At 35.8% G+C, this 11,476-nt stretch carries 12 protein-coding genes; 6 read left to right on the forward strand and 6 right to left on the reverse strand.

The features are described from left to right. Nucleotides 1-10 precede the first annotated feature (10 nt). From ACLHDG_RS09740 to ACLHDG_RS09760, 5 genes are all read right to left on the reverse strand, one after another. Complete coding sequence (locus tag ACLHDG_RS09740) at nt 11-1,042, reverse strand: hypothetical protein (protein ID WP_415406038.1); 1,032 nt, start codon at nt 1,040-1,042, stop codon at nt 11-13. Between the two features lie 233 nt (nt 1,043-1,275). Beyond that, nucleotides 1,276-1,632, reverse strand: coding sequence for an RNA polymerase-binding protein DksA (gene dksA, locus ACLHDG_RS09745; protein WP_415406039.1), 357 nt, complete (start codon nt 1,630-1,632; stop codon nt 1,276-1,278). A 10-nt stretch (nt 1,633-1,642) separates the two neighbouring features. Beyond that, on the reverse strand, nt 1,643-2,104 hold the full coding sequence (locus tag ACLHDG_RS09750) for a 23S rRNA (pseudouridine(1915)-N(3))-methyltransferase RlmH (RefSeq protein WP_415406040.1): 462 nt from the start codon (nt 2,102-2,104) through the stop codon (nt 1,643-1,645). Nucleotides 2,105-2,399: 295 nt separating this feature from the next. Continuing rightward, the gene (locus ACLHDG_RS09755; RefSeq protein WP_415406041.1) at nt 2,400-3,365 is read right to left on the reverse strand and encodes a hypothetical protein; all 966 of its coding nucleotides are present in this window, start codon (nt 3,363-3,365) and stop codon (nt 2,400-2,402) included. Between the two features lie 66 nt (nt 3,366-3,431). Then, nucleotides 3,432-5,918 carry a serine/threonine-protein kinase gene (locus ACLHDG_RS09760; RefSeq protein WP_415406042.1) on the reverse strand — a complete coding sequence of 829 codons (2,487 nt, stop codon included), beginning with the start codon at nt 5,916-5,918 and terminating at the stop codon, nt 3,432-3,434. Between the two features lie 186 nt (nt 5,919-6,104). Between ACLHDG_RS09760 and ACLHDG_RS09765 the strand changes: the two genes are divergently transcribed. The 6 genes from ACLHDG_RS09765 to ACLHDG_RS09790 all read left to right on the forward strand — a co-directional run bounded on the left by ACLHDG_RS09765 (nt 6,105) and on the right by ACLHDG_RS09790 (nt 10,483). Beyond that, the gene (locus ACLHDG_RS09765; protein WP_415406043.1) at nt 6,105-6,560 is read left to right on the forward strand and encodes a low molecular weight protein-tyrosine-phosphatase; all 456 of its coding nucleotides are present in this window, start codon (nt 6,105-6,107) and stop codon (nt 6,558-6,560) included. A gap of 201 nt (nt 6,561-6,761) precedes the next feature. Next, a complete protein-coding gene (locus ACLHDG_RS09770; protein ID WP_415406044.1) occupies nt 6,762-7,622 on the forward strand; it encodes an alpha/beta hydrolase in 861 nt (286 codons plus the stop codon). A 224-nt stretch (nt 7,623-7,846) separates the two neighbouring features. Beyond that, nucleotides 7,847-8,170: a hypothetical protein gene (locus tag ACLHDG_RS09775; protein WP_415406045.1), complete on the forward strand. Its 324-nt coding sequence runs from the start codon at nt 7,847-7,849 to the stop codon at nt 8,168-8,170. A gap of 3 nt (nt 8,171-8,173) precedes the next feature. Further along, nucleotides 8,174-8,881 (forward strand): hypothetical protein, encoded by a 708-nt coding sequence (locus ACLHDG_RS09780; protein WP_415406046.1) that lies wholly within the window; start codon nt 8,174-8,176, stop codon nt 8,879-8,881. A 95-nt stretch (nt 8,882-8,976) separates the two neighbouring features. After that, a complete protein-coding gene (locus ACLHDG_RS09785; RefSeq protein ID WP_415406047.1) occupies nt 8,977-9,510 on the forward strand; it encodes a carboxymuconolactone decarboxylase family protein in 534 nt (177 codons plus the stop codon). A 106-nt stretch (nt 9,511-9,616) separates the two neighbouring features. Further along, nucleotides 9,617-10,483, forward strand: coding sequence for a DMT family transporter (locus tag ACLHDG_RS09790; RefSeq protein ID WP_415406048.1), 867 nt, complete (start codon nt 9,617-9,619; stop codon nt 10,481-10,483). On the opposite strand, the gene ACLHDG_RS09795 is transcribed toward ACLHDG_RS09790, so the two are convergent. Beyond that, the gene (locus ACLHDG_RS09795) at nt 10,470-11,423 is read right to left on the reverse strand and encodes a hypothetical protein (RefSeq protein ID WP_415406049.1); all 954 of its coding nucleotides are present in this window, start codon (nt 11,421-11,423) and stop codon (nt 10,470-10,472) included. The two genes, ACLHDG_RS09790 and ACLHDG_RS09795, sit on opposite strands and share 14 nt — an antisense overlap. Nucleotides 11,424-11,476: the final 53 nt, after the last annotated feature.

Below are 11,476 nucleotides of genomic sequence, written 5' to 3' on the forward strand. Positions count from 1 at the left end.
GAACCTGGTTTTATTTACAGATAGAGTCAGTATCAACAAGATCTTCAAGTTTGAATTTTTTATGCTCTTTCTTAAGTTCATAGAGTGCTCTGAACTTGATAAAGTCATTCCCATCCTGCTCATCCAGATAAGCACCAACTTCATCTAAAAGTTCATACTCAAACAGAAGATAAAGATAGGCATTTTGCGCTTTAGGATTCTCAGCTTGATAACGCTTGAAGAGTTTCAAGTTCTCATCTGGTGCAAATTGTTTTTTGGTCACATTTGCTATTTCAACAAAATCTGTACATGAGAGCTTTAAGCCATTCATAAAATCATTAAGAATTTCACTGTTAAGTCCCATATCTTCTTCAAAGTTAGCTCTAGAAAGCATCACTTTGAAATTTTCAACATCAAAAACTTTTGCATATTTACGTGCTTTATAAAAGGTCTCTTTACGTGCAAAGATCTCTAATGCCTGTGCTTGTACCAACTTGGAAAATTGAGATGAAGATTTCATAACCTCTTCAACAAATTCATTGTCTGATTCTAAACGGTTTAATCTGTTTTGTATCAAATGAGGATTGCCTTCATTAAATATTCTGGCCATTTTATGCTCTTTTAGATCAACATATTCACCATTTTTGATTTTGTTAATAATATTTACAACTCTTGATAGTCTAGGATTAAGTCCTTCAACACTGTCTAAGATATTTAAAGAAGATTGTCCTAACAGTACTGCTGAACTCTTGACTTCTTCCATTCCATATTTTTGTTCTTTTGGTTCATTCACCAATGACCAATAAAGTGCATCATCCAATGTCGCTGCATCTTTTTGCCACTTTTTAAGTTTAAAATAACTTTTTAAACTATAAAAAAGCATATGAAAAATAGTAAATGTAAGCAAAATAAACATAGGTAAGACTACCCAAACAGCTACAGGGAAATTAAAATTGATCCCCAATACTTCCACAAGATAATTGTTCGGATTAATTGTATACGTTAACGCCCCAATTATGGCTCCGAGTGTGAGTGCCGCAAAAATATATAAACCAAGTCTCATTTGTACCCCTTACTTTTTATTATTTAGGACGCATCCAGAGCAAAGCTCCGTATACTACGCTTCAATGCTAAAACATGACTTAGAAAAAAACTAAATTTTTTTCTGAACTCTGTGTTCTCCGATTCGGCATTTAGTGCCTCACTTGGACTGCATTTTAGATGCTTGTCTTCAGCAGAGAGCTCACGCGACTAGTCGCTTAAAATAGAAAATCTATTCCACTAATAGAATAGTGACTATTTCATTTCCTTTTCATTGATCTCCCGGCAAGTGATACAAAAACGTGCAAAGTTTTTCACTTCTAAACGTGGTAAACCTATAGGTTCTTCACACATTTCACAAATACCATAAGACCCATCCTTTATTTTATCTAAAGCAAGTTCAATTTCGTTTAATTCTTTACGCTGTTGCACTAAAATAGCACTATCAACGATAGTTTCTGCAGATGCAGCTGCATGATCACCCTCATCATTGAGTTCAAGGTCTCTCATTCCCTCTAATTCAAGTGCTGTACCAGTAAGGTTTTTTTCTATTTGAACTCTTCTGTCCAATAACTTATTTTGAAAATCTGCTAGCTCTTCTTTTGTCAACATTTACATTTTCCTATTTATGATATGGGTGATTGTTATTGATAGTCAGCCCCCTAAAGATCTGTTCTAACAATACAACTTTCACAAGTTTATGTGAAAGCGTTATTTTACCAAATGATATGGCATTATTACATTTACTTAAAAAATCCCTCTCAAAGCCGTATGCACCGCCAATATAGAAGTTTACAGTTACGCTATCCTTAAGCAATTTTGCAAAATTATGACTATCTACTTCTTTTGACGAAGGATCCAAAGCTATATTTACACCAGAACTTAAATATTTTTCCAGTGCTTTTGTATACGATTTCTGAGCTGCCTCAGGTGAAATATCCTGTGCTTTGGCTATCTCTTTATCAAAAAGTTCAATAACTTCAACTTTCGCAAAAGGTTTGGCTATCTTTTTATAGTGTTCTATCAGCGGAGCATAAAGTTGATCTTTCCCTTTTTTATCGATGATGATGACGTTAATTTTCATATGAAAATGGCTCCTCTATATATGACTTTTTAAAATGGTACTTTTTAACTCATTTATTTATCAATTTTACTGTATTCTGGTTTTTTGTATAATCATTTGCATCAAGAAGCAAAGTTAAAAATAACAGTACATCAATAACATTTTTCATCTAATCATCCTAAACATTTTGCTATTGTACACTTATAGAGATAAAAGGAAAAATATTGAAGCGTATTTTATTTGTATGTCTTAGTAATATTTGCCGCAGTCCCTGAGCTGAAGGTATTGCTCAAGAAATACTGCTGCTGAAAACCTTCTACTGTAGCAACTTAAGGCTCTGGCAACCCTCTTGAAGTCCTGCAGAACATGCCAGATTATAGAAGTGAATAGCGTCGTGTTTGCTTTGCGCTCTTCCAATTCCATTTTCATAAATATTACCCATATTATAACATCCTAATGCATCTCCGGCATGACAAGCTTTGTCAAATAGTCCATAAGCTTTTTTATAATCCTCTTTCACAACTTGACCAGTAATATATAGAGTACCCAAGGTAGAGCATGCCTTTGCATCATTGTGTTCACATCCTTTTTTCAGAAGTTTTATGGCTTGAGAGTAATTTTTCTTCACCCCATTACCATAAAGATACATATGTCCTAGATCACCGCAGCCTTTAGTATCACTTGCTTTACAGGTATGCTCAAAAAGCTTTTGTGCTTTATTATAATTGCGCCCTACACCTAAACCATTGGCATAGATCTTTCCAAGAGCATAACATGCTTCCATGGTGCTATAGCTACGCTGCTCACACCCTCGCTTATAAGCTTCTCTTGCTTTAGAATAACTTTGATTTGTACCATTGCCTTCCATGTACATACGTCCCAAACTATAGCACTTGTCTCCATCTCCTTGTTCACAAGCAATTTTATAACTCTCAAACTGAGATGGGTTTAGGGCAGGACTTGTTTGTCTGTGCTTAACTGCATCATCGTCAGAACGCACACCTAAGCCATCAGATTGCAACTTGCCAAATTCACGACATGCATCTGCATTATTACCTTTTTCACACCCCTGCTTATAAGCTTCTCTTGCTTTAGAATAACTTTGATCTGTACCATTGCCTTCCATGTACATACGTCCCAAACTATAGCACTTGTCTCCATCTCCTTGTTCGCAAGCATTTTTATAGCTCTCAAACTGAGATGGCTCAAGAGACGATTTTGCACATCCGCCCAAAACAAACATCATCACAAAGCCACATATATAAACAATAGTTTTTTGCATTTTATACTCTCCATAAATATATAGAATTTATTTATTTTAACATAAAAATATAAAAAATTATGTTTGCTAATTCCTCAATAAAAAGCAGTTTAGGATCCTGCATTCTCCACGTCCTTTGTTTGCTCTGATGCATCGTTGCATTGCAGCACGCTTAGCCGTTTGCTTATTTGTATGCTTAGCACTCATCTTTGCTGTACCCATAGCTTTAGCATCACAATACCAGACAAGATCGGAAGCGTCTCTTTTAGAAGGTTTTTTACGCTGTTGTGTTTTGTCGGGTTTCTTTTGTATACCAGGTTTCTTTTTTTCAACAGTTTTCTTTTTTATCTTCTTAGGCGGCACTACAACTACTTCTTCAACTACCGGCTTGGGCGACTCAGGAACTACTTCTTTTATGACAGGCTGTATTATCGGTTCAATATTATTTTTTTTACTTCTTTCTTTGGTACCTGTTTCTTGTTTTGTTTTTTGTACCACTATATCAACCTGCTTTTTTTCTATATTCTTCTTCACTTTAGAAGTTAATGCCGATACAGATTCTTGTCTCTTGACCGAATCTTTTTTTTCTAAACTATATGACTGTGTCAATGCTTTTCCATGCTGTAAAATGAGGGTTTTGGTTTTATAATGCTTGTACTCATTTTTATCAAAAGTCATATAGAATTTTTTACCGGACTGAAGTATCATTTCATACATTCCGTTCCTGTAGTGTATTTTAGGCACAACCTCTTTTATTTGATCCTCTACAAACTGATACACCTTTATTTGCACATTGCTTGGTAGTCCTCCAAGATACACCTTCCCTCTCCCTAACACAGGTATGAAGGTCTGTTTAGGGAACTCCAGTAGTTCATCAAATGTTCGTTTTGCATTCACTGTTCGACAGTATGGATTCTCAATAGATATCTGATATGAACTTCCCCTATGTGCGACCATATTGCCATCAACAAGCTCTTTGCCATTTACCTTTATTTTTGTCTCACCTATAGATATAGGAAGTTTAATATCTATTTGTACATTGACCTCATTTATAGGCTCCATGACAGGAGCTTGTTGTTTTGCTTTTAATGCAGCTTGATCAGTATTGCCAAGAACTCTCTGATCCTCATTGGTTTTTTTCATTTGAGAAATAGTATCTGGATTTACACTGGCCATGGTCTTACCGGTCTCTTGTTCTTTGGTATGACTCTCTTTTGCTTTAGGCTTTTCTTGCTTAACTTTTGATGCAATTTGCTGCAAGTCAACCTTTTGCTGCTCTGTTACTTTAACTGATCTTATATTTGCATCATCAATCTTGTGCAATTCATTATCTGATTTTTTATCTTCAGACGATACCATCTGACTATCATTTTTTTCTACTGCATCACTTTTATGAACTACTTGAGAGGCTGGCTTGTTATCAAAGCTTTCCCAGCCAAAATAAATAAAAAGTATAAATAGAGGAATCATTAATCCTACTAAATAAAAAGCTATTTTTCTCTCTTTCTTTAGCTTAGGCTTAGTAGATAGTTTTATGCCAAAAACAGCATTTTTAAAATCATTAGCACTCCTATATCTATTCTTTTTTGAAAAGCTTAAAGCCTTATCGACAGCTCCAAGAAGAGAAGTAGTATATTCACCCGGAAGCTCTTGCTCGAAAAGAGAGATGTAAGGGTCATCGTTTCTATTTAGCACAATAGACTCTATACGCTCATCTGCTTTTGGAGGAAAAGTGTCAGTTATCAGATTATAAAGTAAAACACCCATCGCATATATATCTGAAGATTGGTCAACTTGGGAAGCATTTTCAACAACGATCTGTTCCGGAGATGCATATGCGGGAGTATATGCATTGCAGTACTCTCTGCTGTCATCATCGTAAAAAATAGTACTTGCTTTAAATCCTAAAAGCAATGGCGAACCATCTTTTTTTATAAGAATATTCTCCGGCTTAACATCTAAGTGATGTACACCCAACTTGTGGATATGCTCAAGGGCATCAAGTAGAGGATTAACTATTTGATATATCTCATCATTGTTTAGCTGCCTCTCTCCCTTTTCCTTTCTTTTTTCTAAATATTCTCTAAGAGACACACCCTCTTCATACGGTATGACCATATAAATTGTATTATTTTTATTCTCCTCTAATTCTGTTAAGTTGATGATATTTGTGTGTTTGCTTCGGGAAACCTTAGCAAGATTTTCTGCTTCACCCTTAAAAATCTTCCTCATAAAATTAAAGCTTAGTAATTTATCAGTATTCAAAGATGATCTTATAAGCATTTGTCCCCTATTACCTCTAGCAACACAATCTTTAGGGAAAAACTCTTTTATAACAAATAGTCTTTTGCTCGCATCATTTTTTTCAACTAGATAAACAAAACCGAATTGACTACATTTAAGCAGTTTCACTATTCTGTATTTATCTAAAAGAATAGAGCCGGCTTTAAGTGCCAAGGATACATGAGTATTATTTGTTTCTCTTGTATTGTTTTTCTCTAATACTTTGTGACTATTTAGACAAACATATTGTGTTATTTCATCATCACGAGAAGAAGTATCTCTATTTATCATACAGCACCTTATTTTTAATTTTAAGTATTTTTTCCTTATACTACATACAATTTCAACAGATGACTAAGTTTCAGGCTTATGTTTTTAAGAAACTGAAGAATCGTAGTGGGACTTAATTAAACATTTTACTATTGTACACTTTTATAGAACTTATAGAGGGTATCTCTAGAGATAAAAGAGGGAATATTGAAACGTATCTTATTCGTATGTATTGGCAATATTTGTCGTAGCCCTTTAGCTGAAGGTATTGCACGAAAAATAGCTAAAGAGAGCAATTTGGATATTACTGTGGACTCGGCAGGTACAAGCGGTTGGCATGAAAGGGAGTTACCTTGTGACAGCTCTATAAAAATAGCTGCATTAAATGATGTGGATATCTCTAAAATGCGAGCCAGGCAGGTTAGAAAAAGTGACTATATAGATTTTGACTATATTGTAGCGATAGATGCTAAGATCAAAGAAAAATTAGAAACCTTAGGTTCCAGTAATGTCTATCTTTTGGGCGATTTTGGAGGCTATAAGGGAATAGATGTACCTGATCCTCTCTTTTTGAATGCTTTTGATGATGATATAAGAGAAATATATAGTGTCTACACCATGATAGAATCATGTGTAAAAGATTTTATTGCTCAGAAGTGTTAATGCTACAATAGTAGTTTATGCTAACTTGATGTTTACTAAAAAATTAAAGATTTAGATTTCATTTTTTAAGTGGTAGAATATCTAAAGATCATTGGAATTTTTTGGTTGTTCAGAGGGTTCAATGATAGAAGATTGTGTAAAAGATTTCATCATTCAAAAAGGCTTAGCCCCTACCTTTACTCGAAATAAAAGGAGATAACAATGCATCATCCCATACAACTAAAACTTATACGCATTTATTTTGCCATGGTCAGTCGTTTATTTCCTTCTTTGGCTGTCACATCTGCACATAGGATCTTTCACTACCCTGTCAACAGTAAAAGAAAAAACCGTAATGAAAAATCTATACCTCAACCCCAAAAGTTCAATATCCCTCTTTATGAAAATATAACACTGCAAGGATATAAATGGGGTAAGGAAGATCATCCTATAGTGCTCTTGGTACATGGCTGGTCTACAACTTCACTAAGCATGAGTCATTTTATTGATATGCTACTCACACATAACTACCAAATAGTCTCTTATGATGCACTGCGTCATGGAGAGACTAAAGGAAAACTCTCAGACCTATCCAACTGGGCAGATAGTGTTCAAACAGTTATAAGACAGATAGGTCCAGTAGAGTGTATTATTGCGCACTCCTTTGGAGGAGCTGCGGTAACTGTGGCTTCTAAACTGGGTTTAGAGACTAAAAAACTTGTTTTTGTGGCACCTATACATGATGTCATCTCTGTTTCAGACAATTTTGCCAAACAACTTCATATCCCTGCAGAGATCGTAGAAGAAATGCGTGACTACACTTGGAAGAACAATGAAAAGAACTTTCAAAAATACGGAAAAGACTGGCAAGATATTTTCACATCAGACTTTCAAGTACCCACACTTATTTTTCATGATGAAGATGATAAAGAAATAGGTATAGGACACTCTAAAGATCTATGCAAGAGATGGACTTGGGCTACACTGAAACAGACAACCGGATTGGGACATCGAGCCATTTTAGATGATGAAACTGTCATAAAAGAAACTTTAGCATTTATACAAACTCAAGGGAACCTCTAATAATATGTAATGCCCACCCTGCGGGCATCACTAGCTTTTGCCTATACGTCGTTACTCTTTTTCGACTTAGCTATGGCTAGGACTTGCCCGCAGGAAATGCCCTTGGGGTGCAAAAGAGTACCTAGCCTAGCCAAAAGCTAGAGATGTTGTGGGTATCACCTATTTTTAGAGGTTCCCTTAAACAGTTTTAGTATAATACAGAGAAAATAGATTAAAGGTCACACATGAAAAAAAATGAGATCATTGATGAACTCAAAGCACAATACACCAAAGATCTGCGAAAACAGTTGGTCAAAACTATTCTAAGCAATGAAAAAGAACAAGATAAAGCAGCTATCGAACAGCGATACAAACTTATGAATCAAATATTTTCCTATGTCCTTAAAGAATGTAATTGGTCTATGTCTCAAAACTCAGGAGAGTGGGATAACACTCCTCTTGAGATCATGATAAAAGTATTTCCAAAATTGGAAACAACACAATGGTACAAAGAACAGGGTCTTACTACAAAGAAAAATATTGATATTGAAATGGGTCAAGACCAGTAACATATGAACAACACACAACTGGGCATTCATCACCTCTCTTATGATGACTTGACAGATCAACAAACACTTCATAAGTTCATCTACCCGGATATGTTTAAAAATTACTACTGGAGTGATGATTTTTCTGCTAAGTATTATATAGCCAAGGCAAAGGCAGGGTTTATCGCTGTTACGGATTATTATGAAGAGGAAGAGTTGTTGCTTCCTGAGATACAGTTCAGATATGCCCTGTTGGATTTTGATGACCTGCACATCAGTACAAAGGTAAAAAAACTACTGCAAAAAAGAGACCTGCAACTTGAAGTAAGTCAAAACCTGGATGAAGTGGTTGAGGGTATCAACACACTGCATCAATATAACTGGTTGACACCCAAGTACCTAGACACACTCAAAGCCTCTCAGGGAGTAGATAAGAACTTCAAAGTCATATCTGCACTTATAAGAGAGGAAGGAGAAGTAGTTGCCGGAGAAATAGGCTATATGATAGGGAAAACGTACACGAGTCTCAGTGGTTTTAGCAAGCGAGAAAAAGAGTACCGTAACTACGGTACAGCCCAACTCGTACTGCTGGCTCTGTATCTCCAAAAAAATGACTTTGCCTTTTGGAATCTGGGACAGAGTTATATGCCATACAAACTCATGTTAGGTGCAAAGATATTTGAACGGGAAGATTTTTTGAAACGGTGGTATATGGAGAGTACAAACTGTTAATTTAATCCTACGTACCATCTCAGTACACAATGATACACATAGAGATTACCTATAATAAAAAATAAATGTACATTTGAGTGCCAAAAGGATGAAAAGTGAGTTTACTGAACATACCCACAGAGGAGAATACAAGCGATGAAGTTAAAGAGATCTTTGATGAGATGAAGCGCATGATAGGCACTGTGCCAAATGGCATGAAATTATGGAGTATAAACCCCAGAGCCCTAAAAGCCCAATGGTCTGGTATGAAAAGCATACTTGCTCTCCCAAAAGAAGAACAAAAGCTCTATACCATCATACGTTATCTTGCATCCAATCAAAATGAATGCACCTACTGCATAGGCCTAAATGGAAGCATGCTTATCAACCTTTATGGGATGAACGAGAATGAACTTTTAGAGATGAAGGAAAACCCTGCCACTGCACCATTAGATGAGAAACATAAAGCCCTTCTCCTCTTTGCTATGAAAGCTCTTAATGATGCAGATTCTGTCAATGAAGAAGATATCGACCACCTCAAAGACTTAGACATTTCGGAGATGGAAATGTTTAACATTGTAATGGCTGCCAGTCATATGAAAGTGGTCAATACACTTTTTAAAACCTTCAAAGTCCCAGCAGACTACTAGAAGAGATTTTTAAGATACAATACAACTTATGGGCACCTCTAAAAACCCTAGATACTCATAACATCTCTAGGGTTTTTAGAGGTGCCCAAATAATAAAGGATAGCAAATGACCAAAGAACGCGAAGGTGAGTTACTTATGTTAGGACTTGCCCTGCTTGAATCTTGGTTTCCCATACTTTCGATCGTTGCTATGTCTTACATCGGTGCGTTGCATACATATACCTACTCTCTCATCATCGCGTTAGTCTTTTTCATAGCCATTATGGCTAAACGTAACCGTTTTGTAGAACTCAAAAACAAAGAAGCCTACAAAGACTTACTACTCACAAGTTTTTGGATCACCCTGCTCTTTACACTTGTTTTCATAGGAATGCAATACACAACAGCAGGCAACATGGCAGTCATCATCTTTTTGCAACTACTTTTCTCGTACCTCTACTTCAATGTATTTGGCAAAGAAAAGATGGATACTTTGCATTTAGTCGGTGCCGTTATTATGGGTATAGGTGCATTGATCATTCTCTTTCCTAAGGAACTGACATTGAACAAAGGAGATCTGCTCATCTTAGTAGCTGCTGCCATCGCACCCATTGCCAATCTCTACCAAAAAAGGGCACGTACTTTTTGTTCATCAGAAACGATATTAGGCTTTAGAACCGTTGCAGGGTTACCCTTTATAGCACTCATGGCCTGGTATTTTGAACCAGCTACTACCTATGAAGGATTGATTTCTGCACTACCATATCTATTACTCATAGGTATCTTTATCTACGTCATCTCTAAGATCATGTGGATAGAATCCTTACACCGCATTTCCATCACAAAAGTCTCTGCCATGATGGGTTTAGTTCCCATGATGACCCTCTTTTTTGCATACTTCTATTTAAATGAAGTGCCGGAATTTCGTCAAATACTCGGTATTATTCCTGTACTTGTAGGTGGTTATTTGTTGACTAAACCTATAGAGAGTTAATCTCACTTGGCATATATTTTTTACTGATAATTACCGATAAAGGTATCTGCACAACATAGGCAAACATGATAGGCAGCAACATAGATATACCAAAAGTGTTGGCAGAAAAAGTTGAAATGACCAAAGCAAGAGTCAAGTACCTTGTCACAGAGTGCCAAAAGGCTGCTCTCTCCTGAGGTGAATTCAAATCATATATCCATTTTGACACAAAAAATATCAGCATATAAAATACAAATACAGCGATAAATGAGATATAAAAAAGTTCTGGTTCAAAATCGTAAATATCTACAAGAAATTGAGAGTTTTGTAAACCAAAGAGGTAAAACAATATGATAAAAATACTAATATGACTGATGTATTTACGGTAGTTTTGTATCAATGTCAGCAATGGCGTTATATATCGTATGACTCTACTCACTATAAATGGGATGACAATCAAAAGCTCAATTACAGCTTCTGAAAACCTGCTGATACTTATCTTATCATCATACGTGACTCCAAAATAGCCTGCACTATAGGTAGCAAACAGATGTAGCATCAGTAGTGAAAGTGAGATGAAAACTAAATTGATAAAGAGTAATAAAAAGCCAAAAGATGTGTCTGCACCAGACCTCTTGATCCAATGCATTACCATACCCCCACCAGAGAGTACAGAAATCAAGAACAATCCCGAAGTAATACCAAAATCGTTCGTTATTAATCCAATGATCACTGCAAATAACGGCAGTATCATATAGTTAACAAAAAAACCTTTGATCAAAACTCTCTTATGTTCCCACACCAACTTCACATGTGCCAATTCAAATTTAAAAAGTGATGGCATGATAAGGGTTATCCCTGCAAAAAGACATATCTTAGAACTAAATATAAACCCATCAGTGTTATTCCCATAAAGAAAACCAAGTACGGCTCCTAAGATAACGATAAAAATTAACTGCATTTTCTCTCCCTAGGTATATTAAATTGTTATGGTATTCTAATCTATATCTGTGT

It is taken from the genome of Sulfurovum iocasae (genome assembly GCF_047716765.1).
Taxonomy (GTDB): Bacteria; Campylobacterota; Campylobacteria; order Campylobacterales; family Sulfurovaceae; genus Sulfurovum.

Bases quoted from the DNA above. Each gene is read 5' to 3' on its own strand.
- ACLHDG_RS09750 (WP_415406040.1), bottom strand. From the start codon at position 2,104: ATGAAAATTAACGTCATCATCATCGATAAAAAAGGGAAAGATCAACTT.
- ACLHDG_RS09775 (WP_415406045.1), top strand. From the start codon at position 7,847: ATGAAAAAAAATGAGATCATTGATGAACTCAAAGCACAATACACCAAA.
- ACLHDG_RS09755 (WP_415406041.1), bottom strand. From the start codon at position 3,365: ATGCAAAAAACTATTGTTTATATATGTGGCTTTGTGATGATGTTTGTT.
- dksA (WP_415406039.1), bottom strand. From the start codon at position 1,632: ATGTTGACAAAAGAAGAGCTAGCAGATTTTCAAAATAAGTTATTGGAC.
- ACLHDG_RS09770 (WP_415406044.1), top strand. From the start codon at position 6,762: ATGCATCATCCCATACAACTAAAACTTATACGCATTTATTTTGCCATG.
- ACLHDG_RS09740 (WP_415406038.1), bottom strand. From the start codon at position 1,042: ATGAGACTTGGTTTATATATTTTTGCGGCACTCACACTCGGAGCCATA.
- ACLHDG_RS09780 (WP_415406046.1), top strand. From the start codon at position 8,174: ATGAACAACACACAACTGGGCATTCATCACCTCTCTTATGATGACTTG.
- ACLHDG_RS09795 (WP_415406049.1), bottom strand. From the start codon at position 11,423: ATGCAGTTAATTTTTATCGTTATCTTAGGAGCCGTACTTGGTTTTCTT.
- ACLHDG_RS09790 (WP_415406048.1), top strand. From the start codon at position 9,617: ATGACCAAAGAACGCGAAGGTGAGTTACTTATGTTAGGACTTGCCCTG.
- ACLHDG_RS09760 (WP_415406042.1), bottom strand. From the start codon at position 5,918: ATGATAAATAGAGATACTTCTTCTCGTGATGATGAAATAACACAATAT.